We start from the raw sequence: 22,718 nt of genomic DNA, 5'->3' as shown, positions 1-22,718 counted from the left end.
AGCGGAATAGCCCGCATCCCGATTTTTCATCGGGAGAGGACTATAAGCGATAGCGGGACTACAGGCCCTATGAAAAGCTGACTTTCATTTTCAAACCTCATAAATAAAAGGAATCTGAAATACAAAACTATGGTTGGAATTATAAACTACGGAGCAGGTAACATCTTCTCCCTTACCGCAGCTCTAGATCGCTTAAATGTAACCTACGGCATGGTAAATATAGAAAGTGACCTCGAAAAATATAGCCACATCATCATTCCTGGTGTGGGCCATGCCGGTGCCGCCATGGAAAAGTTAAAGGGAACGGGCCTGGTTGAAGCCATTAAAAAACTGACGAAACCCGTTCTTGGTATCTGCGTAGGCATGCAGCTCATTACGGAACACTCAGAAGAGGGTGATGCCGCACTATTGAATGTCGTTCCGGTTAAAACCAAAAAATTCGATAAGTCACTGAATATCAAAATACCACACATGGGCTGGAATGCGGTTAGCCCGAAAAACAATTCATTATTTGAAGGTGTTGAAGATAATACACAATTTTACTTTGTGCATTCGTACTTTATTGAATATAACCCTACTTTTGACATCGCATCTGCTGATTATGGTTTGAAGTTTTCGGCAGCTGTGCAAAAAGATAATTTCTACGGCGTTCAATTTCACCCCGAAAAATCGGGAAAAGCCGGCGAACTAGTATTAAAAAATTTTTCAAACTTAAGCTTATAAAATGTACATAATACCCGCTATTGATATTTTGGATGGAAAAGTTGTCCGTCTCCGTGAAGGCGACTATAACCAAAAAACAGAATATGATGTTTCTATTCCCGAAATGATAGAAAAATATCGTTCAAATGGTACAGATTTCATCCATATTATTGATTTAAATGGAGCTAAAGGTGATTTTAGCAATCAAAAAGCACTTTTCGAAATTATCAAAAAAACAGATATGAAAGTGCAATATGGCGGAGGGATCAGAACCATTGAGCAGGTTACCAATTTGCTTGATGCGGGAATCCACCGTGTAATTGTGGGTACACAGGCCATTACCAATCCTGAATTCTTACCTCAATTGAGCGAAGCTTTTGCTAAAAAGGACGATTATGCCAATCGCATTGTGATTGCAATAGACGTTTTGGATGAAGTAATTAAATATTCGGGCTGGATGGAAAGCTCACCAATTAAACTGATGGATTACGTTGATAAATGTCTTTCACTTGGTTTTTTCCGTTTCTTATGTACCGATATCAGTAAGGATGGAAAATTAGGTGGTGCAGCTGTTGAGTTATACCAAAAACTACTGGAACACTCACCGATGATCAAACTAATTGCTTCAGGTGGTGTAAGTTCGATGGGTGATATTTACGAACTGGCTAAATACCCGATTAGAAGTGTGGTGGTAGGAAAAGCGATTTACGAAGACCGTATTACCATCGAAGAAATTAAAGAGTGGAATTTGAAGGCCTTGAGTTCGATTTAATTCCATAAATATTTATGTCATCCTGAAGAATGAAGGATCTGCACCCGATGAAAAAGATGCTTCGTTCCTCAGCATGACAACCAAACAAAATATGCTTTCAAAAAGAATAATCCCTTGTTTAGACGTTAAAGATGGCCGCACGGTAAAAGGCGTAAACTTCGTTGATTTACGCGATGCTGGTGACCCGGTTGAACTTGCCGCCCAATACGCGCAGCAAGGCGCCGACGAACTGGTTTTTCTGGATATTACAGCTACTCATGAGCGTCGGAAAACGATGATTGAAATGGTAAAATCAGTAGCCCGCCAATTAAATATTCCTTTTACAATTGGTGGTGGGATAACTGAAATTGCGGATGCAGAAGCCTTATTAAATGCTGGTGCGGACAAAATCAGTATCAATTCAGCAGCAGTTAGAAATCCGAAGTTAATTGAAGACCTGGCTAAAACCTTCGGGGTACAATTTGTGGTTTTAGCAGTCGATACTAAACATGTAAACGGCAAAAACATGGTTCACTTAAATGGCGGCAGGTTAATTACCGAACTAGAAACCGAAAACTGGATTAAACAGGCAGAAGATTTAGGCGCAGGAGAGATTTTGTTAACTTCGATGGATCACGATGGCACCAAAGCAGGTTTTGATTGTGGATTGTTGAGCAAAATAAACCGAATGATTAATATCCCGATTATTGCATCGGGTGGAGCAGGTAGCATGGAGCATTTTACGGAGGTTTTCCAAAAAGCCAATGTTGATGCCGCACTTGCAGCATCGGTATTTCATTATGGTGAAATCCTGATTCCTGATTTAAAGCAAGAATTAAAAAGAAATCATATTCCTGTTAGAATATAATAGTTAACTCGTCATTGCGAGGCACGAAGCAATCCTAATGATATGGGTTCGAAACCTGCAAAAGTTGTAAGGTTGCTCCGTAGTAGCAATGATGGAAACATCATAAATATGAACATTAATATATCAACCCTTGATTGGGATAAAACAGCTGGCTTACTCCCTGTAATTATTCAGGATTACAAAACTTTAGAGGTCTTAATGCTGGGTTATATGAATGCTGAAGCACTGGAGAAAACGCAGGCAGAAGGCAAAGTAACTTTCTTTTCGCGCTCTAAAAACCGCCTTTGGACCAAAGGAGAAACCAGCAATAACTTTCTGTTTGTTAAAGAACTTTTTGTAGACTGTGACAACGACACCATTCTGATCAAAGCGGATGCTGTTGGTCCAACCTGCCATACCGGTAGCCGCAGCTGTTTTAAAACAGATTTTAACCAAAACTTTATTTTCGAGCTCGAAAACATCATTAATGATCGATATAAAAATCCTGTTGAGGGTTCTTACATCAACAAAATGCGTAACAAAGGTTTAAATAAAATTGCGCAAAAAGTTGGAGAAGAAGGTGTAGAAACGGTAATTGCTGCATTGGCAGAATCGGAAGAAGAACTTATTGGAGAAGCATCAGATCTTGTCTTCCATCTGTTGTTTTTATTGAAAGAAAAAGGCTTATCTATCCAGGATATTGCCAAAAATTTAGAGAAAAGACACAAATAAGGTTTAAGGTAAAAGGCTGAAGGTTTAAGGTGCTATGTGCCTAACCCTGCACACTAAACCCTAAACCCATAAACCTCAAGAAATGCTCAAACACCTACACACCCTACCCGGACATCAAAACCCTGTTTACGCTTTAGCAAATGCTGGTGAAGACGACATATTTTTCAGTGCTGGAAATGATAAGGGCGTGGTAGAATGGTCGCTACTTAACATGGCTTTTGTGAAGGTGAAAATGCCGGTACAAAGCTCTGTTTATTGCCTTCATTACTACAATGAGCAATTGTTTGTTGGAGAACGCAGTGGCGCTTTTAGTGTTTACGACCTGAAAGAACAAAAGGTAATTTTAAGGATTAATGCGCATACCAAACCTATTTTCAATATACAAACAGTAAAAAGTAAAAATGAGCTTTTAACTACTGGCGAAGATGGTACGGTTGCGGTTTGGTCACTGAATGATTTTAAAGAAATTTACCGTTTCCAGGTGGCTTACGATACCGTTAGGACCATTGCAATTGCACCCAACGAAAACGAAGTTGCATTTGGTTGCAAAGATCATTTGATCAGGATTTACAACCTTGCAGATTATAGTTTAAAACAATCCCTAGAAGGCCATTCCTTACCTGTGACTTCATTAGCTTATCATCCAACTGGCAAATATTTGATTTCAGGCAGCAGGGATGCACAACTAAAAATATGGAATCAGCCGAATTACGAACTTAGGGAAACCGTTCCGGCACACATGTTTACCGTGTATGATATTGCCTTTCACCCTACCCTTCCTTATTTTGCTACAAGTAGTCAGGATAAAAGCATTAAACTCTGGGATGCAGAAAATTTTAAATTGTATAAAATTTTAAGTCTAGAGAAAGCAGGGGTTGGTCATAGCCATTCCATCAATAAAATTATCTGGAGCCATGATGGCAAATATTTGATTTCTACAGGTGATGACCGGCAGGTAATGGTTTGGGAGATGGAAAGCTAGTTTTTATTTTTCAGCTTTTCAATTAACTTTAAAAGTGCTTCCCTATTTTTTGCTAAATGATAAAATTTCGGAAGTTTTTCTAAGAGCGTATAATGTGATCGGTCTTTATGCTCGCGAAGATTGGCAGAAATATAACTTTCCAAATAGAGTAAATGTTCAAAATTAAAGGCCCAAAATACTTCATCTTTAAATGGCGCCTGTAACCATAGTTCTGCTCCAAAATAACCATGAGCAGCCATGTACAAATCACCTGTTGATGTTTCCTTATTACAGCCACAATGCAAACAAGTTAATTTTGCATACGTTCCCTCATAATCTACTTTGGTTGTTGCTTTTTTCACGCAACTTGGGCAAATGATCCAAACATCTGTTTGAAAATGACTTAATCTAAAATTTTGATCCTGAAAACGTTCTTTCATTGTTTAGATTGTCAATCCACAAAACGTTTGATAATTCTCAATTTATGCGAATATTTACCCAGTTCTTTATTAAAAATCCCCTGATCATCAATCGGATCAATCTTTACTTTTGCTGAGGAATGGATAATTTCATTCGGGCTCAGCATAATGCCCACGTGAGTGATTCGGCCTTCATCATTATCAAAAAAGGCAACATCACCAGCTTTGCACTCAGCCAGAAAACCAACTAGCTCTCCTTGTTCGGCTTGTTGTGATGCATCGCGGTTTAACTTGATACCTAACATTTTAAATACGGTTTGTACAAAACCAGAGCAATCTAAACCAAACAAATGCCTTCCTCCCCATAGATATGGGATATTTTGAAAAAACTTAGCGGTTGCGCTAACCTGATCCATAAAATTTACGACACTATTATCGTATGCTTCGAAATTCAGTTTAAACTTTTCTTCACCTGCATAACAAAAACCATCTTTTAAAAAAGGAAGGTTACTGGCCGGACTTAAATGATAGGAACTTCCATCGACCGCGGTTAACACATTATTGAAGCTGAGTGGAGCAAGTAATTTACAATCGTGCATTTCTGCAAACTGATTTTGGGTAATCGGCGCCAATTGCCTGAAGTCCATCCAGCCTTCATAACCATCATAACCATTCTGGATCAGCCACCACCGGTCTTCTTTCTGAATAATTTCGACATGATCGCCGAATAAAAGTTGTGAAACAATTTCTGCTTTATCTGATGCATCTGCTCTTAAAGGTGCCACAGCAATCCTACAAATACCGTATTGATTTTCCATCTAAACTTGCTCGTTAAACTATTGTAAAACTAATAAAATACATTCATTGCCTAACATTTTGAATACAAAATTGTTATTTTTATGATGTTCAATTTCAAATATACGCGCCATGAATTTTAAAAAAATATTAATTGCCGTTGATAATAGCACCTGCTCAGAAAAAGCAGCAAAAGCCGGTTACGACATGGCTGAAAAATTTGGTGCAGAAGTAGCACTGGTCAATATTATCGAGCCCGTTCCAGCTAATGTAAACCCCGATTTAACATTAGCACCCGTGTTTTTAGAAACTTACGATAATAGTGAAGAAAATAGTCCGATCTTATTGAAAGAAATGGAGACAAAATACGGAAAAGGCATAAAAACCACCTATTTAAGCATTATTGATACTGCTGCACATGGCATTATCCAACAATCAGACGAGTGGGGTTCTGATTTAATTGTAATAGGCACTTACGGCCGCACTGGATTATACCATTTTTTAATGGGAAGCGTTGCCGAACACGTAGCGAGAAAATCGGCTTGTCCGGTTCTGATTATCCCTAATAAATGTGAGGTAGACTAGCTCATTGGTTCAATAGTCATTAGTTAGCATGATGCAAAATACATCCTTGACAATCTGTGGCAGAAAACTATTGGTCAATGAAAACCGCTATCTTGCTGGTTAACCGGTAACTGTTTAAATTTGTTAATCGTTACAAAAACGCCAATATCAACACCGTTGTCTTGAAGTATTGTCATTTCGACCGCAGTGGAAAAATGTACCTGGATAGATTTCTCCATTTCGCTGAGCTACAGTCGAAATGACGAAACTTAGGATGAGGAGATATAGATTTATTTATGTTTGAAAACTTGTTAATTGGTAATTGAAAACTGTCAACTGAAATCTTTTTTAAACAAAAAAGTCTCACTTTAAGCGAGACTTTAATTCTAATATCTGATTAAGACTATCCTTCCTGGTGTAACCAGGCTTTCTTAGCCAATAATTCTTCTTCCGTTTCGCGGATATCTTCGTCATCTACGCAACAATCAACCGGGCAAACTGCAGCACACTGAGGCTCGTCATGAAAGCCCTTACACTCTGTACATTTATCGGATACAATATAATACACTTCATCCGAAACTGCTTCCTGAGCAGCATCAGCTTCAATTTGTTGATTACCAAAATCAATGATACCATTTAAGTTTGTACCATCAGAAAAACGCCATGCAGTACCGGCATCGTAAATTGCGTTATTTGGACATTCCGGTTCGCAAGCCCCACAATTTATACACTCATCTGTTATTTTAATCGCCATGTTTTCGTCTAATTCTTTTGCTTAGTTTACCTTTGCGCTTGCAAATATAAGATATAATCACTTAATAATAATTCTAAATATGTCAGCATTAACTCAAGAAAAAGTAATAATCGCGTTTAACAAACTGGGCTTATTGCTTACAAAGCCTACTGACATACTAGGAAATGCGTTTTATAGTGCTGAAAGTACAAATGCATGGTTTACTGCAGAAAATATAAAAAAATCTATTTTATCTTTCACCGAGATGTTAAATGAGGCAGATTTGACCATTTGGTTCGAATCAGTTAAGTTTAGTACATCGCCAAAAAAGGTGGGTTTAATCCTGGCGGGCAATATCCCATTAGTGGGTTTACATGACATTTTAAGTGTATTGGCTACCGGAAACATTGCACTGATTAAACTTTCTTCCGCTGATGATCAATTGATTAAAGCTGTAATTGCTGAACTGATTAAAATAGAGCCCGCTTTTGAAGGTCAAATAGAATATGTAGAGCGCTTAAAAGATTTTGATGCCGTTATTGCTACTGGCAGCAACAATTCATCCCGTTATTTTGATTATTATTTCAGTAAAGTTCCAAATATCATCCGTAAAAACAGGAACAGCGTGGCGGTTTTAGATGGTACCGAAAGTTTTGAAGATATTCAACACCTTGGCAATGATATTTTTGATTATTTTGGTTTGGGTTGCAGAAACGTTTCTAAACTTTATTTTCCTAAAGGGTACGATATTGCCAATTTTTACGAAGGTATAGAGAGTTTTCAACCCATTATTAATCACTTTAAATACAATAACAATTACGATTATAACAAATCTATTTACCTTGTTAATGCGGCTAAACACTTCGATAATGGCTTTTTGTTATTAAAAGAAGATGAAAGCTTAACCTCTCCCTTAGCGGTCATTTTTTACGAGGAATATGATAATCTGCAGGAGGTAGAAAATAAGTTAAAAGATAAATCAGAAAATATTCAATGCATTATTACCAAAACACCATTAAGTTTTAACACTTTTGATTTTGGCAAAAGTCAGCACCCAAAACTTTGGGATTATGCCGATAATGTGAATACCATTGAGTTCTTAAACAACCTTAATTGAATTTCTCAACTTTAGTCTTTCAGCTTTCTCCTTTGGGCTTTCAGCTTAAATAGCTATTTTTGGACACAATGTATATCGTTAAAGTTAAAGGCATAGCCAAAATTCCAGATTACGTGCAGTTGAGAGATGACAAGTTTACACTTTTAGCTTATTTTAGGGTAGACAGACCTGATAAATCGCTGGAAAAGCTCGGACTTGGCGACAAGCAAGATTACATTATGGAAATGGTTAAAGATTTGCCTTTCGGGCAGATTGCAAAATTGGAAATATAATATGGCAGGCAACTCAGTAATTCATTTAAGTAATGTTGATGTTTTTCAGCAGAAACATTTAGTGCTCTCAAACGTAAATTTACATATCGAAAAAGATGAATTTGTATTCCTTATTGGTCAAACAGGTTCAGGTAAGAGCAGTTTGCTTAAAATATTATATGGCGACTTACATATTGGCAATGGCGAAGGCAATATTGCTGGTTTCGACCTTAAAAACCTAAAAGAAAGTCAGGTTCCGTTTTTACGCCGCAAATTGGGTGTAGTTTTTCAGGATTTTCAATTACTTACTGATAGAACGATTGAAAAAAATCTTGAATTTGTGCTTAAGGCAACAGGCTGGAAAGATGAAAAACTAATTAACGAGCGCATTAAAGATGTTTTAGACAAAGTTGGTTTACGTTCTAAAATCAAAAAGATGCCACATGAAATTTCTGGTGGCGAGCAGCAACGTATTGTTATTGCAAGGGCTTTGTTAAACGATCCGGAAATTATCCTTGCGGATGAACCTACAGGCAACTTAGACCCGGAAACATCAGAAGAAATTGTAACCCTTTTAAAACAGATCAGCCAGGCCGGAACTGCAGTATTAATGGCTACGCACGATTACCACATCATCCGAACTTTCCCCTCGCGCATTATTAAATGTGAGAATGGAGTTGTGCACGAAGATGCACAAATTGTATAAAAAATTCTGACATCCGTCAGCTAATCAGCCAATCTGTTCAGATAAATACAAAGAAATCTGACAGCTTGGCTGATTTCCGTTTATGGCAAAATAGTTGAGATTAACACAAAAAAATTCAGCCCGGTATTATGTTTAATAAGAAGAAAAATAACGATAAAGAAGAAAATATAATGAATCCTGAAAATACATCAGAAAATACTGCTGAGAATGTAGAGAATACTGATGCTCCTGCAGTTGAAACTGAGCAGGCACCTGAATTATCTGCAGAAGAAAAATTGCAAGGAGAAGTTCAGCAACTTAATGACAAATATTTACGTTTATACGCTGAGTTCGATAATTATAAACGTCGTACACAAAAAGAACGTGTAGAATTATTGCAAACTGCCGGTAAGGATGTAATTGTTTCACTTTTACCTGTTTTAGATGATTTTAACCGTGCATTAAAAGCAATGGAAACGGCTACTGAGGTAGCTCCGGTTAAAGAAGGTATATTATTGGTAAGCACAAAACTGAAAAACACCTTGGCGCAAAAAGGTTTGAAAGATGTAGAAAGCATTAACCAACCTTTTAATACCGATTTCCACGAAGCAATTACCAATATCCCTGCTCCTAGCGAAGACCTTAAAGGGAAAGTGATCGATGAGGTGGAAAAAGGTTATACCTTAAATGATAATGTAATCCGCTTTGCTAAAGTTGTAGTTGGGGCGTAAGAAATAATTATTGAATGATTGAATTTTGAATGATTGAATTAACATCTCTCATTCCATCACTCAATCATTTAATCATTTTATAAATAAAGATGAGTAAAAGAGATTATTACGACGTATTAGGCGTAACCAGGGGCGCAGCCGCCGATGAGATAAAAAAAGCTTATCGCAAGATGGCGATTAAATATCACCCGGATAAAAACCCTGGCGATAAAGCTGCTGAAGATAAATTTAAGGAAGCTGCTGAAGCTTACGAAATTTTAAGCAGTCCTGAGAAAAAACAACGCTATGACCAATACGGTCATGCTGGTGTTGGAGGCGCAAGTGGTGGCGGTTATGGCGGTGGCGGAATGAACATGGACGATATTTTTAGCAATTTCGGCGATGTATTTGGTGGTCACAATCCTTTTGAAAGTTTTTTTGGTGGCGGAGGTGGCGGCCAGCAACGTGGCGGTCGTCGTGTTGCAAAAGGCACTAACCTACGTATAAAGGTTAAATTAACACTTGAAGAAATTGCACATGGTGCCGAAAAGAAAATCAAGGTTAATAAACTAATCGTTTGTAAAACCTGCGACGGCTCTGGCGCAAAAGATAAATCATCGGTAAGTACCTGTGGTACCTGCGGTGGCAGCGGCCAGGTGCGTAGAGTAACCAATACGATTTTGGGCCAGATGCAAACGGCATCTACCTGCCCTACCTGTAACGGTAGCGGTCAACAAATTACCGCTAAATGTAATGTTTGTCATGGAGATGGTGTTGTACGTGGTGAAGAAACCATTACCATCAATATTCCGGCAGGCGTAAGTGAAGGTATGCAATTGAGCATGAGTGGAAAAGGTAATGCAGCACCTAATGGCGGCATCCCCGGCGATTTAATTATCTTAATTGAAGAAACACCTCACGAAACCTTAAAACGTGAAGGAAATAATATTGTTTACGATTTACATTTAAGCTTTGTTGATGCTGCTTTAGGGATGAGCATCGAAGTGCCAACCATTGATGGTAAAGCCAAAATTAAAATCGAACCAGGTACCCAAAGTGGAAAGTTATTACGATTAAAAGGTAAAGGTTTGCCAGAAGTTAATTCTTACCATAGAGGTGATGAAATTATTCACATCAACATTTGGACCCCAAAAGCTTTAAGTAGCGACGAACGTAATGCTTTAGAGAAATTACGTGAATCGCCGAACTTTAAGCCTCAACCAGGTAAAAATGATAAGAGCTTCTTCGAAAGAATGAAAGAATACTTTGAGTAATTTGTAATTAATTAAATATAAATTGAAAAACCGATGTCGCAAGCATCGGTTTTTTCTATTAAATATTAGTCAACAAAATTGTTGTAAGCCGATCTCATACTATCCTGCTTCCTAACCAATTCGTCAATATTATATTCTGTCAATTTACCAGAAGCAGATGCATCCCGCATCATTTTTCTCGCTGCAATTAAATAATCATTTAACCGATCGTTAAAATTTTTGAAATAACCGTCTTTGCCAGGAAATTTGCCTGCATCGGGCGCAGCCATGGCTACATGTTTATTATGCTGATCTTCCAGGATCTGATAAGCAGATTTAGCCTTGGCCTCAATGGTTTTATAATTTTTATTCCCTGCCAATAATTTAGTAAACTCGGCAACTTTGCTCCTGTCATCCTTTAATGCAAAAATATACTCTTTTAGTGGGTGGGTTTTTAAAATTACACGTTCTGCATCATCACCAATTATATTTAATTTAGCCATAACCTGTTCATCATAAGCATAATATTTTTTACCCATACTGTAAATAGAATCTACTAAAGCTTTTCCTTTAACCCCTTTGTCATCTTTCCAATCTTCTGCCTTGATATATTCATCTAAAGATTTATATGTTTCTTTAATTTTGTCAAGTACCCCTGTCATGGATACTACATTTTCTTTGAAAAATTTTTGATCATCGCTACTTAAAGCACTTGGAGGTGTATCTGGCTTCATTTTACTACTGCTGATTGTACTCATAGAAAACGGCGTGATTAAACCGATAAAAGCGAAGTGATCATTTGGGTTTCCTAAACCTTTTTCAATTTTAATAATATTACCTTCTATACGCTTAATATAATCATTGTTTTTATCCGTAAAGCTTACCACAGCGTTATTGTACTCAATAATCTCATTTACGTCTTTTTCATCAGCTTCAGCATAGCTTGTTTTAGCACTACTGTCTTTTTTACCATCATTTTTGCATGCTGTAACCGACAATACAAGTGCAAGGGCAGTTAATTTTAAGATTGTTTTCATAGTTTTTTATTTTTTCATAAATCTGATGTTCCATCACAGCAATTTTTAAACCAAAAAGTTGTAGCGATTAAAGGGTTCTTAGTGGAAGGTGCTCGCCAACATGGTTATTTTTAATAAATATTGTCCTCTTTAGGGTTACAACTTCAATAATAAGGTATTAATGAGCGTATGGAGGAAATCAATGACGCTTTTAAAAAGAATCCTATCACTTGGATGATATTTATATGCTATTGTGTCGGTTGGATTTCTCCAGTCCTGATAACCATATTTTTTGCCGCTCCAACAGAAAATTTGCAATATAAAAAAGACCTCCACTCTCCTTATACAAGCTTTTTAACACTTTCAATTTTTTATTTGTTAATGATGTTGACATTAGGGTTTACAGGAAATAAAAACAAGGTGTATATAAAACTATCGGGTTACATTGGTATCTCGTTGATTATTTTTAGTGCAATCTATAACAGATGATAAACCTTTCCCTCTATAACCTGTTTTCTATGCATGAAATGGAGAATTGGTTGTTCAGGTTTCTATTACCGCGAATGGAAAGAAGTTTTCTATCCTAAAGGTTTAGCACAAAAAGATTGGTTTAAGTATTATTGCGAGCATTTTAATACAATAGAGCTTAATTCTACTTTTTATAAAATGCCAACGCAAAAATCGTTCGATAAATGGTACAATGAAAGTCCCGACGACTTTTTGTTTACAATTAAGGCCCCGCGTTTAATTACACACTACAAGCAGTTTAAAGATTGCAAAGAACTGATCAACGATTTTTACGAGGCTATTCAAACCGGACTAAAGGAAAAATTGGGCTGTGTACTTTTTCAGTTTCCACCGAAGTTCGATTATAATGCTGAACGGTTAAATCTATTGATTGAAAATTTAAGACCAGATTTTAAAAACGTGGTAGAATTTCGCCACATCAGCTGGTTTGATGAAGATATTTACAGAAAGCTATCCACAAAAAACATCATTTTCAGCGGACAAAGCTACCCATCTGCCCTACCCGATGATGTAATTCAAAATAACAAAACTGTCTATTACCGCTTTCATGGGAAGCCTGTGTTGTATAAATCTGAATATGATATTAAAGTAATTAAAGACCTTAAAAGCCAAATAGAAGATAGCGTCAGTGAAGCTTTTGTATACTTTAACAATACCTGGGGCATTGGAGCATTACATAATGCGAAACAATTGCAGGATTTAATGAAATAGGATTAGAAAAGCAATTGCAGTGATTATTTTAATGCTAGCCGGGCTATACGTTATAGCTCAGATTGAAAAAATCTGAGGCTGCCACTACTATCCCGTTTATTAAGAAAGGTTATCGGTACTATTTAAGGGGCCCGGCCATAGTATAATTATGCCCTTCGCTATATTTGCAAAAAGTGCTAACGTTTAAAAATAAACCTGATAGCAATGATATTTCGGTGAACTTGCTTTAATTTAGCACCAACATTAACGAAATTTAATGGATAGCAGGACTGCAGTTCCCGATAAAGCACTGCTTCTGCTTTCCAAAAAAATATAAACAAAAAATATGCGTGTTGCTGTTATTGATCTTGGAACCAATACCTTCCACTTACTTATTGCGAAGACAACAGGGAACCAGCCGGAAATTTTATACAAAACCAATGTTCCCGTTAAATTGGGCGAAGGAAGAATTAACGATAACATTATCATTCCAGCGGCCTTTGAAAGAGGGATAAATTGTCTTAAGGATTTTAGTCAAATTATTAGTGATTACCAGGTTGATAAGGTTAGAGCTACGGCAACATCTGCCGTTAGGAGCGCAGAAAACGGCAAAGATTTCGTTGATGCAGTAAATGAAAGAACTGGAATAAACATTGAAACGATTAGCGGTGATGAAGAAGCTGAATTAATTTACAGGGGAGTAAAACTGAGTGGGGCCATTACCGATCTTTCGTTGATTATGGATATTGGTGGCGGCAGTGTAGAATTTATTCTTTGCGATACTGAAAACCTGATCTGGAAGAAAAGTTACAATATTGGTGCAGCTCGTTTAATGCAACAATTTTTCAAATCAGACCCCATAAATGACGGGGATAAAAACGCCATTTTATTTCACATACAACACCAACTCACCGATCTTTTCGACATCTGTGAAAAACATCAGCCCAAAGTGCTGATCGGATCTGCCGGAGCATTCGAAACCTTTGCGGAGCTCATCATCAGAAAAAACAAACTGAAAACAGATATAAATACCACCAAAACTTTCGAATTTAACTTTGACGACTATATTGCAACCTCGATAAAACTACTCAATGCTACACATAAAGAAAGGACTGAAATGCCCGGAATAATTCCATTAAGAGTTGATATGATTGTAATTGCTGCTTTAATTACTAATTACGTTTTGGGCAGATCGAAGATAAACAGGTTAACGCTTTCCACTTACGATTTGAAAATGGGCGTACTGGCCAGCCTGATATAAAAAATGAGGCTGTATCATAAATTGTAATTTAACTTCTCATTTTTCACGTTGAGCTCAGCCTGTACTGAGCTTGACGAAGTATCGAAACGCTTTGTAAGACATTTAAACAGACCCTTCGACAAGCCACATTAACGTTATTTCATAAGTCATTACTAATCAATTCTTTAATTACTTTAGTATTTCCACCCAGCTAGGCCATAGCACGATATCTCCGTTCTGCTTAAATCCGGCCTAACAAATTTTTCGGGCTGCACTGCCTAAGCCAACCTACTAGCTTCGAAAGAAAAATTTTCAGCCGGCATTTTTTGTTACTTTTTGATGCCAAAAAGAAAGAGCCCTTCGGCGGCGGCGAGCCGAGGCAAGGCCGAGCCGTAGGACAAGGGAAAACGATTGTACTTCACTAATATTGATTTTTATAAATAAATTATCCTTCAGGATGACAATTGTATATTGATGATACAGCCTCACCGAGAGTTTGCGTATATTAATTTAGAATTATTTCTTTTTTGACGCAATCAGCACTCTACCCATAATCATGGGTTCAGCTTTTTTGAGTTTGAGGTTATTTTGTTTCTCTTTAGAAAAATCGAGTGTTAAAAAGGCTGAATAACGGATACTTTCAACCATCAGTTGGTTTTTACTGAAATCAAACTTATTATCCAAAAGAATTTCATACCGACCGTTTTTATCAGTCAAAGTAACATATTTAGTATCAAGAACGAATAACCTTATTCCAGCAAGCGGCTTATTATCTGTTCCGATAACATAACCGTATACTTTTTTTGGTACAACTGGTTTTTTATCGGCGGTTTTGTTATTTATGCTTCTAGTTATTTCAATGGGCTCCTTCAAATTTTCGGCCCTGGCATCCATCACAAAAATGCTCATGCCTATAGCCAGTACACCAAGGTACTTCATCCAGTTTCTATTGTTTGTTGGAACAATAGCCAGATGATAGTTGAGCTGGTTTAATTGGCTTTGACTCATGCGGCCGCATACAGAAGAACCTGCATTTGCCAATACATTGATGATTTCTGCATTGGTATAGCCAGAGAAATCGATTACATTTTTGCTACAGGCTTTACAGAAATTGAAACCTTCTCTTTTATCCATTTCATCCCAGTTCTGTAAACATGGCTCGGCTATGGTAACTTCCTTAATTCTCGTTTTCATCGTGGTTGTTTTTAGAGATGATGAAACTTTTAAGAGAATTCCACAAGAGGTTTTAAATAAACTTCAATAGTTCATTATACAGCTTTTCTGTTGGCAAGCCCATTACGTTAGTATACGAGCCTTCAATCCGTTGTACCACTACGATGCCCCACCAGTCCTGCACGCCGTAACTTCCGGCCTTATCAAAGGGTTTGTAATTATCAATGTAGAAATCAATTTCATCAGCTGTAACAGGTTTACAGTAAACCTCTGTCCTATCATAAAACGAATGAATTTTATCGCCTTTAACAAGTGTTACACCTGTAAAAACCTCGTGTTTACTGCCGGAGAGTTTTTTTAACATTTCTTGAGCATGTGCCCTATTTTCTGGTTTACCTAAAATTTCTCCGTTTAAGGCAACGATGGTATCTGCTGTAATCACTATTTCACCATCAGCAGTAAAAGCCCTGGCCTTCTGTTCTGAAATGTAAACGGCAATTTCTGCCGGACTTAAATCTAAAGGGTAACTTTCATCAACATCCTTTAACTCGACTTTAAAATCTAAACCCATAAGCGTTAAAAGTTCTTGTCTTCGAGGTGATTTAGAGGCTAGAACGATAGGAGGAAAATTTGCAGGCATATTTTATTTTTTTGCTAAAATAAGAAAAGCGACATAAAGCCGCTTTTCTTATTTGATATTTTAACAAGATTTAGTTGTTTCCACCACCCTGTCTACGTTTTTCCATTTCAGCACGTTGCTCTTTTTGCCAGGCTTCGTAAGCTTTTTTCTGATCGTCAGTTAATACCGCAGTAACTTTTGCGTCGTTATCAGCACGCATTTTTTGCATTTTCTCTCTCATCGCATCTCTATCCCCACCACCTTGCATTTCTTCGCGCATTTTTTTCATCGTTTCGGCCTGCTCAGTAAAAACGGTGGTTAACTTTGTTTTCTGATCATCAGATAACTTTAATTTTTCGTCAAGCAATTTTACTCTTTCTTCAGGTTTCATCATCATTCTACCTTGTCCGCCACCCTGTTGCGCGTTAGCTAAACCAGCTATACCTAGCATTAATCCGCAAATCATCATTAATTTTTTCATGTTGTTCTTTTGTTGTTTTTGGTCCAAATTGAGTTTATTGGAGTGTAAAAGAAAATGAAAGTTTAAAGGCACCATGTAACTAAGCCGTTGCAAAATGAGTAAATATCAATCCTTCAACAATAATACCGGCACATGCGATTTAATCGTTAACCTTTGAGATACACTTTCGTGCAATAAGCTTTCAAAAAAACTATACTTCTTTGGAAGTGCAATAATCAACTGGGCTTCTTCGCTTTTGGCAAATTTTACGATCCCCTTAATCGTATCGGGATGATCGGAATAATGATAAGCCGGAGAAAAATCTTTAAGCATCTCATGTAAAAAATGTTCTTCCTGGGAATCGATCTTATGACCGGAATTAATATTGAGCACCAAAAGTTCGAGGACATGTTTGCTCAGGATATTTTTGAGTGCGTGCATAGGAATCACCTCTTTAACTTTTTTAAAATCGCAGGCTAAAATGGCTTTACGGATCGATTGATAGTCGGCCTTAGGCGGAACAACCAAAACCGGCACCGGACTTGATTTAGAAATTTTGATCGCATTGGAACCGATATCACTTTCGTCTTTCGCTTTTTTACCGTTACTTCCGATAATAATGACTTCGATTTCTTCCCTATTTACCCGATCAATGATTGATCTTAATAAGGTTTCCCTTGTTAGAGAAACCTCTATTTCGGCCTTGGGATTAATCTCCAGCATTTTTGACTTCAGTTTTTCGAGTGCTTCGAGCCTTTTGGTAATTTCGTCGGCGATATTTTCATCAGTAGTAATGAGCATATCAGGGGTAGGAAGAATGCTCTCGTATTCGGAAACGTAATAAGCATTAAGCAGTATAATTTTTGAGTTCGTCATAGCGAAACTCAACCTGGCCGCATATTTCGCAGCATGATCAGCTGTTTTAGAAAAATCGACAGGTACAAGGTATGTACTCATATGATTAAAATTATGTTTTTACATCAATAAATTAATCAATCGATTGATTAATTTATTGATGTAAATTTCGGATATAATCTTATTGTATGCAAATTTTGGAGTTGAATATTTATAATCGGAACGTCATTCTGGTAGGTGGTACGTAGCTAAAGATCCTTCGACTACGCTCAGGATGACAATCATGGAAAGCACAATGACCAATGTTCAATTTACAATGATCAATAGTCATAACTTATATCATCATCTTGACTTTAAAGAAGTGAAACGGAGAAATCTATTACTAAGTTATTTCTTCAAAATGCGTGTGGAGAGATCCTTCAACTACGCTCAGGATGACAATTGCGGTTAGGGTAATGTCAACTAGCAATGACCAGTGAACTAATGAACCTAATTACCCGAATCGGCAGCATTTGGATTTTCATCGTGCCACCTGCCCTGTACTTTCATTACTTTTTCGATAATATCACGCACAGCAGTTTTGCCTCCATTGTAGGGAGAAATGAATGTAGAAATTGCTTTTATCTCTTCTACGGCATCCGCCGGGCACGTTGGGAGCCCTACGAGTTTCATTACTTTTAAATCAGGGATATCGTCGCCCATATAAAGCACTTCTCCTGAAGTAATGCCCTTATCTTGAAGATATTGATTGAAAATGCCAACCTTATCTCCTGTTCCGAGAAACACATCTGTTACGCCCAGATTAAAAAATCGTTTGCCCATGGCAATACCATCTCCACCAGATATAATACAGATGTTATATCCTTTTTTAACGGCTAATTGCATGGCATAGCCATCTTTAATGTTAAAAGTGCGCAACGACTGGCCATTATCAGTAACCTGAACTGATCCATCGGTAAGCACACCATCTACATCAAAAATGAAAGTGGTAATCTCTTTTAATTTCTGGAGAAACATTGGCGCGTTTGGCGTTTAGGGTTAAGCACTCGGTGCCGACTCATGACTGAGGACTCCGAACTCAGGACTAGTAGTTACTGATTATCTCTCCACTCGTATACCCAGGCAGATTGAATTTGTTCTAAATGGCCTTCACTGCTTTCCTCACGAGTACCTTTAAAGTTTGGCAATTCTAAAACCCATTCTAAAAGTTCGGTAAAGCGGATACGGTAAATTTTGGCTTCTGTAAAATCATCACCAAATTTCTCATATAAAGACATTGCTATATCTTCGTAGTCGTTCCAATAAAAAGGTAAAGCAAATTTATCGTTGTTCATGTTGTTTTGTTGGTTAATTGTTGAAATTGGTTAATCGACTCCCGACTAAGGACTTTGGACTAAGGACTAAACCTAGTGTCCCATAAAATCAGACTGGTCTGGTATGGTTACTTCGATATCGCCGTTAATCACCACACACTGGCAACCTAAACGGGAAGTAATTTTCGGACGGACTGCTCTATCGATAAAGTCTTCTTCTTTGTCAGAAATCTCTTCGATATTGTCCATACCTTTTGTTACGTACACATGGCAGGTACTGCAACCACAAACACCACCACAGTTGTGCTGTAATTCGATTCCATTATCCAGACAAACATCTAAAACAGATTCGCCGGCTGCTATTGGTAATTCAATAGATTCGTGATCTGCTTCTTCAAAATTTATTTTTAGTTTAAAAATGCTCATAATTATTTTGCAAAAGTACTAAGCAGAAGCCGTAATTATGCTATCTCAGCGTTAATTTTATGCTATCGCTTAATGTTTGATAAATGTTCTGCACTTCAGGCATATCGGTTAACATGCTCAAATGCTTATTTAAAGTGCTTTCATCAGCCCTGACTGCTGGCCCAGTCTGCACATTTTCAGGCAGGTTGCTCATTACCTTATCGGCTGTTTCGGCAATTAATGGCCTGATGATTTCAAAATCCAAATCGTTCTGACTTAAAATTTTATTTGCCAAAGCATACAGGTGATTCGGAAAATTACAGGCAAATACCGCTGCCAGGTGTAATACTTTTCTTTTCTCGCCATTTAACTTATATACTTCCCGGCTAATTTTAGCAGCGAGATTGCTTAAAATCGTTAATTGACTGTCATCGTTCGCTTCAATACAAAGTGGAATATTTTCAAATGAAACCTCTTTTTCTTTTGAAAAAGTTTGCAAAGGATAAAAAACGCCCGCTTTAGTAACTTGTGATGATAAAATATTAATATCTGTAGTTCCAGACGTGTGTACCACCAGACCAGTTACATTTTTCAATGATTTAGCAACGCTTTCAATCGCATCATCTTTTACCGAGATGATATATAAATCACCATTTTGCTTAATTTTATTTAAATCATCGATGGCTTCAGTTGCAATCGATTGTGCCAGTAAGGTTGCATTATCCAGGTTTTGACTGTACACCTGCACGATCTCTTCGCCCTTGCTTTTTAAAGCTTTTGCTAAGTGTGTAGCAACATTTCCAGAACCTAATAAAACAATTTTCATGATTTTATGCGACTTTGGCCTCTTTTCTCCTTCTAAAAATTGAAATTAAGAAACCCACAACCATTACGATGGTACCAGCCCAGTATAAATTGATGAAAGGAAATTCAATTGCTTTAAAAACAACCCAATCTTTAGCTTGTTGAGGTTTTTCAAAAATCTGAAGCTCTACTTTTTTCTCATCTGGTAAAACCCTCGAAAAACGGAATTTCAAATCCAATTCATCCACTTTACGGGCGAAATCAAAAGTATTATTACCTTTTATTAAGAAAATAGGCTCCGTGTTGTAAACTTTACCAGCTGCATTAATTTCTAATGGTAAACCAACCGCATAATCGCCTTGCGCAAGTGCTAAATCTTTAGCAGTAGGTTTTCGATCTAAATCTTTCACCGTAATCACACCGCTAGAAGTATGGATGGTATCGCCTACTGAAACTTTAACAATACGTGGTGCTTTATAGTTTTCATCATCCGAATGCCCTTCGTGATCATCGTGCGATTCTTTTTTAGCAGGGGCGCTGGTAATGTGAGTGTACACATCGTAGGTTAAATAATGCTTGGTATCAGGAGAGGCAATCAAACCCATTTTTTCATTGTCCTGAACATGTGGATGCAAATTAAAATCTTCTTTCACTTTCCCTTCTTTATCTAAAACTTTAAAATTAAGGGTATAAATGGTATTGGGTGCCACTACTGTATCAGTGATGTATGTTACGGTATACTTACCCATTTTTTTAGGTTCGTTTTTGTATAACATGATGTTTTCACCAGGTTTTTCCGCCTTCTCGAAACCTTCTACCGGAATAAATTTACTGGCATTAATTGATAAAGGTTTGTTTGTAGCGGCAGAAATTAAAGCACCTAAGATCAAGAAAGCAAAACCAATGTGTGCAATTGCAGATCCAGCCAATTTAGCCTTGCCACCAAAAGCCTGATATAATACTGCAGCATTAGAAAGAACAGCGAACAAACAACTGAAAGTAATGAGGATGTACATGGTGTTGGTGTAAATCCCAGCCACATACACTAAACCTGCGGTTAAAACAATCGAAAACAAAATCGCAGAGATTAAACTGCTATAAAATTTCCGAGGATCTGTTCTTTTGTATTTTAAATATTGAGAGAAACCCGAAATCAAGGTAATTAATACCGCAAATGGGGCTTGCCATTGATTATAGTATTTAACGGCATCGATTGGAGGCGAAAAATTAGTTCCAAAGGCTTTGTTAAATACAGGAACCGAAGTGGAGAATATGACCTGGATGCAAGCGATAGTTACCACTAAAGCGCCAATAAACATCCAGAATTCGCGAGAATAGGTTTCTTCATCTTTGGTGGTAATCGGCAATTCTTTCCACCGTACTACAATCAACGTTATGGCCAAAACTGCAAAAACTACGTTGTACAATATTAGGTGACCAAACATTCCCATATCAGTGAACGAGTGTACAGATGTATCGCCCAAAATTCCGCTTCGTGTTAAAAACGATGCATAAAGCACCAATAAGAAACTTAAGAATACCAATGCAATGGCTGTAAAATAGGCATGCCCCGTATTTTTATACGCAATCATTACGTGTACGGCACCAATTAAGGTTAACCACGGTATTAAAGATGCATTTTCTACAGGATCCCAAGCCCAGAAACCGCCAAAATTTAACGCTTCATAAGCCCAGAAAGACCCCATAATAATACCTGTACCTAAAACCATTACCGCAAAAAGTGTCCATGGCATAGCTGGTTTGATCCATTCTTTATATCTTTTTTGCCATAAAGCCGCAATGCCATAAGCGAAAGGCACAACCATACTGGCAAAACCTAAAAACAAGGTTGGTGGGTGGATTACCATCCAATAGTTTTGCAACAATGGATTTAATCCTTTTCCATCTGTGATGAATTTAAGGTAATTTTTATAATTTTCTGGATTTGCAAAAACAACAGGTGCCTGTGCTTTTAAATCCATCGCATCTCTTAAAAGTATAAAAGGTGAACTTCCGATACGCTCTCCAAAAATCTCGACGCCTAAAAGCATTGAGGTTAAAAACACTTGAGAAAAGGCAACAACTGTCATTACAGGGCTTTCCCATGATTTTGCTTTCCAAATCAACAACGTGCCAAGAAATGATTGCCAGAAAGCCCAAAGCCAAAAACTACCTTCCTGTCCTTCCCAGAAAGAAGATATAATATAGTATACCGGAAGTTGCTTTGATGAGTGAGATTGAACGTAATAATACTCAAAATAATGGCCGAGTACCAGATAGAACAAAATGGCACCAATACCGATAATACTGGCAAAATTAACCAGGTATCCAATCCGGCCTAAGTTTCTCCAGGATTTTTCTTCTAATTTTTTATCGCGGCTGGCAAAAAAATACGATATAGTTGATAGTAATGATGCACTAAATGCCAGAACAATAAAAAACTGTCCGATTTTACCTGGTAACAGGTGTTCGCCTACAAATTGAATATCCATTAAATAAATTAGTTATATTTTTTCCCGCCGTCTTTGCTTACTTGTTCGACTTTGCCATCCTTATTAACCTCTACCAGGTTATCATTATATTTAGATGGGCATTTCATTAAAATTTTCGATGCGTAAAATTTGTCCTTATCCATTTTACCGATAAGCACTAATTTTTCTGATTTTTCGAAATCCTGCGGTTTGGTACCAGCGTAAATTACCTCTCTCACTTCTCCCTTTTCATCTTTCATGTGGAATGAAAAATGGTTCGCGTCTTTTACGGCGTCGTAATAAGTACCCATTGATTTTACCCAATAGCCCATAACATGTTCTTCTTTCTCAGAAAGAGTTGCTTGTTTGAAATTAGAGTAGGTGTCGGTATTTGCATTTAAGCTAAATAAAATCCCTACGGAAATTGCGATGGTAATCAACCCAATGATTGCACTTTTCTTCATGGTTATACTTGTTGTAAAAGCTGGCAACAAAGATAGAAAAATCGGCTTAGCCAGCATTCTTTTACATTTTTCTTGTCTTTATATTGACAATCACCTGATTTTTGAAGGGGAAATATTTGTCCTGAATCCCTATTTATAACCGATCTTAAGTAATATCTTA

Annotated in this window: 27 protein-coding genes; 13 read left to right on the top strand and 14 right to left on the bottom strand. The window is 37.3% G+C overall.

Translation table 11 applies throughout. The annotated features are described in order from the left end of the window. The first annotated feature begins 129 nt into the window (after nt 1–129). The 5 genes from hisH to KYH19_RS03350 all read left to right on the top strand — a co-directional run bounded on the left by hisH (nt 130) and on the right by KYH19_RS03350 (nt 4,014). Nucleotides 130–723: an imidazole glycerol phosphate synthase subunit HisH gene (gene hisH, locus KYH19_RS03370; protein ID WP_219077549.1), complete on the top strand. Its 594-nt coding sequence runs from the start codon at nt 130–132 to the stop codon at nt 721–723. Nucleotide 724: 1 nt separating this feature from the next. Next, a complete protein-coding gene (locus KYH19_RS03365) occupies nt 725–1,474 on the top strand; it encodes a HisA/HisF-related TIM barrel protein (RefSeq protein WP_219077548.1) in 750 nt (249 codons plus the stop codon). A gap of 91 nt (nt 1,475–1,565) precedes the next feature. After that, nucleotides 1,566–2,321: an imidazole glycerol phosphate synthase subunit HisF gene (hisF, locus tag KYH19_RS03360; protein ID WP_219077547.1), complete on the top strand. Its 756-nt coding sequence runs from the start codon at nt 1,566–1,568 to the stop codon at nt 2,319–2,321. 108 nt (nt 2,322–2,429) lie between these two features. Further along, nucleotides 2,430–3,032, top strand: coding sequence for a bifunctional phosphoribosyl-AMP cyclohydrolase/phosphoribosyl-ATP diphosphatase HisIE (hisIE, locus tag KYH19_RS03355; RefSeq protein ID WP_219077546.1), 603 nt, complete (start codon nt 2,430–2,432; stop codon nt 3,030–3,032). Between the two features lie 82 nt (nt 3,033–3,114). Then, the gene (locus KYH19_RS03350) at nt 3,115–4,014 is read left to right on the top strand and encodes a WD40 repeat domain-containing protein (protein WP_219077545.1); all 900 of its coding nucleotides are present in this window, start codon (nt 3,115–3,117) and stop codon (nt 4,012–4,014) included. Here the strand turns inward: KYH19_RS03350 and KYH19_RS03345 are convergent. Together KYH19_RS03345 and KYH19_RS03340 are read right to left on the bottom strand one after the other, a co-directional pair. Further along, on the bottom strand, nt 4,011–4,433 hold the full coding sequence (locus tag KYH19_RS03345) for a hypothetical protein (protein ID WP_219077544.1): 423 nt from the start codon (nt 4,431–4,433) through the stop codon (nt 4,011–4,013). The two genes, KYH19_RS03350 and KYH19_RS03345, sit on opposite strands and share 4 nt — an antisense overlap. A gap of 11 nt (nt 4,434–4,444) precedes the next feature. After that, a complete protein-coding gene (locus KYH19_RS03340; RefSeq protein ID WP_219077543.1) occupies nt 4,445–5,230 on the bottom strand; it encodes a C40 family peptidase in 786 nt (261 codons plus the stop codon). Between the two features lie 109 nt (nt 5,231–5,339). On the opposite strand from KYH19_RS03340, the gene KYH19_RS03335 reads away from it, so the two are divergent. Then, nucleotides 5,340–5,792, top strand: coding sequence for a universal stress protein (locus tag KYH19_RS03335; RefSeq protein WP_219077542.1), 453 nt, complete (start codon nt 5,340–5,342; stop codon nt 5,790–5,792). Nucleotides 5,793–6,174: 382 nt separating this feature from the next. Here KYH19_RS03335 and KYH19_RS03330 read toward each other — a convergent pair whose 3' ends face one another. Next, nucleotides 6,175–6,525 (bottom strand): 4Fe-4S dicluster domain-containing protein, encoded by a 351-nt coding sequence (locus KYH19_RS03330; protein WP_025143125.1) that lies wholly within the window; start codon nt 6,523–6,525, stop codon nt 6,175–6,177. Between the two features lie 79 nt (nt 6,526–6,604). On the opposite strand from KYH19_RS03330, the gene KYH19_RS03325 reads away from it, so the two are divergent. The 5 genes from KYH19_RS03325 (at nt 6,605) to dnaJ (ending at nt 10,541) form a co-directional block, all read left to right on the top strand. Beyond that, nucleotides 6,605–7,621: an acyl-CoA reductase gene (locus tag KYH19_RS03325; RefSeq protein ID WP_219077541.1), complete on the top strand. Its 1,017-nt coding sequence runs from the start codon at nt 6,605–6,607 to the stop codon at nt 7,619–7,621. 68 nt (nt 7,622–7,689) lie between these two features. Continuing rightward, complete coding sequence (locus KYH19_RS03320; RefSeq protein ID WP_039476747.1) at nt 7,690–7,893, top strand: hypothetical protein; 204 nt, start codon at nt 7,690–7,692, stop codon at nt 7,891–7,893. A gap of 1 nt (nt 7,894) precedes the next feature. Beyond that, nucleotides 7,895–8,578: a cell division ATP-binding protein FtsE gene (locus KYH19_RS03315; protein WP_029278680.1), complete on the top strand. Its 684-nt coding sequence runs from the start codon at nt 7,895–7,897 to the stop codon at nt 8,576–8,578. 128 nt (nt 8,579–8,706) lie between these two features. Continuing rightward, nucleotides 8,707–9,288: a nucleotide exchange factor GrpE gene (locus KYH19_RS03310; protein WP_132394864.1), complete on the top strand. Its 582-nt coding sequence runs from the start codon at nt 8,707–8,709 to the stop codon at nt 9,286–9,288. An 89-nt stretch (nt 9,289–9,377) separates the two neighbouring features. After that, the gene (dnaJ, locus tag KYH19_RS03305) at nt 9,378–10,541 is read left to right on the top strand and encodes a molecular chaperone DnaJ (RefSeq protein WP_121282646.1); all 1,164 of its coding nucleotides are present in this window, start codon (nt 9,378–9,380) and stop codon (nt 10,539–10,541) included. Nucleotides 10,542–10,606: 65 nt separating this feature from the next. Here the strand turns inward: dnaJ and KYH19_RS03300 are convergent, their stop codons facing one another. Then, entirely contained in the window at nt 10,607–11,557 is a 951-nt protein-coding gene (locus KYH19_RS03300; RefSeq protein ID WP_219077540.1) for a DUF3829 domain-containing protein, read from the bottom strand. Between the two features lie 501 nt (nt 11,558–12,058). Between KYH19_RS03300 and KYH19_RS03295 the strand changes: the two genes are divergently transcribed. Both KYH19_RS03295 and KYH19_RS03290 read left to right on the top strand, forming a co-directional pair. Beyond that, nucleotides 12,059–12,775 carry a DUF72 domain-containing protein gene (locus KYH19_RS03295; RefSeq protein WP_219077539.1) on the top strand — a complete coding sequence of 239 codons (717 nt, stop codon included), beginning with the start codon at nt 12,059–12,061 and terminating at the stop codon, nt 12,773–12,775. Between the two features lie 325 nt (nt 12,776–13,100). Then, nucleotides 13,101–14,015: an exopolyphosphatase gene (locus tag KYH19_RS03290; protein WP_132394869.1), complete on the top strand. Its 915-nt coding sequence runs from the start codon at nt 13,101–13,103 to the stop codon at nt 14,013–14,015. Between the two features lie 495 nt (nt 14,016–14,510). Here KYH19_RS03290 and KYH19_RS03285 read toward each other — a convergent pair whose 3' ends face one another. From KYH19_RS03285 to KYH19_RS03240, 10 genes are all read right to left on the bottom strand, one after another. Next, a complete protein-coding gene (locus tag KYH19_RS03285; protein ID WP_219077538.1) occupies nt 14,511–15,188 on the bottom strand; it encodes a hypothetical protein in 678 nt (225 codons plus the stop codon). A 52-nt stretch (nt 15,189–15,240) separates the two neighbouring features. Then, entirely contained in the window at nt 15,241–15,807 is a 567-nt protein-coding gene (locus KYH19_RS03280) for a nucleoside triphosphate pyrophosphatase (protein WP_132394871.1), read from the bottom strand. A gap of 70 nt (nt 15,808–15,877) precedes the next feature. Beyond that, nucleotides 15,878–16,267, bottom strand: coding sequence for a hypothetical protein (locus KYH19_RS03275; protein ID WP_219077537.1), 390 nt, complete (start codon nt 16,265–16,267; stop codon nt 15,878–15,880). A 105-nt stretch (nt 16,268–16,372) separates the two neighbouring features. Continuing rightward, on the bottom strand, nt 16,373–17,203 hold the full coding sequence (locus tag KYH19_RS03270; protein ID WP_219077536.1) for a universal stress protein: 831 nt from the start codon (nt 17,201–17,203) through the stop codon (nt 16,373–16,375). Nucleotides 17,204–17,590: 387 nt separating this feature from the next. Beyond that, nucleotides 17,591–18,118, bottom strand: a complete 528-nt coding sequence (locus tag KYH19_RS03265; RefSeq protein ID WP_219077535.1) for an HAD family hydrolase — start codon at nt 18,116–18,118, stop codon at nt 17,591–17,593. A gap of 74 nt (nt 18,119–18,192) precedes the next feature. After that, nucleotides 18,193–18,435, bottom strand: a complete 243-nt coding sequence (gene iscX, locus KYH19_RS03260) for a Fe-S cluster assembly protein IscX (protein WP_088300868.1) — start codon at nt 18,433–18,435, stop codon at nt 18,193–18,195. Nucleotides 18,436–18,507: 72 nt separating this feature from the next. Continuing rightward, a complete protein-coding gene (locus KYH19_RS03255) occupies nt 18,508–18,840 on the bottom strand; it encodes a 2Fe-2S iron-sulfur cluster-binding protein (protein ID WP_029275355.1) in 333 nt (110 codons plus the stop codon). Between the two features lie 40 nt (nt 18,841–18,880). Beyond that, complete coding sequence (locus tag KYH19_RS03250; RefSeq protein WP_219077534.1) at nt 18,881–19,645, bottom strand: Rossmann-like and DUF2520 domain-containing protein; 765 nt, start codon at nt 19,643–19,645, stop codon at nt 18,881–18,883. Between the two features lie 4 nt (nt 19,646–19,649). Then, nucleotides 19,650–22,115, bottom strand: coding sequence for a heme lyase CcmF/NrfE family subunit (locus tag KYH19_RS03245; protein WP_219077533.1), 2,466 nt, complete (start codon nt 22,113–22,115; stop codon nt 19,650–19,652). An 8-nt stretch (nt 22,116–22,123) separates the two neighbouring features. Beyond that, nucleotides 22,124–22,558, bottom strand: a complete 435-nt coding sequence (locus tag KYH19_RS03240) for a cytochrome c maturation protein CcmE (RefSeq protein ID WP_132394877.1) — start codon at nt 22,556–22,558, stop codon at nt 22,124–22,126. Nucleotides 22,559–22,718: the final 160 nt, after the last annotated feature.

The sequence above is a fragment of the Pedobacter sp. D749 genome, from assembly GCF_019317285.1.
GTDB lineage: Bacteria > Bacteroidota > Bacteroidia > Sphingobacteriales > Sphingobacteriaceae > Pedobacter.
The sequence above is the reverse complement of the archived record's forward strand: the minus strand, read 5'-3'. Positions and strand labels throughout refer to the sequence as shown.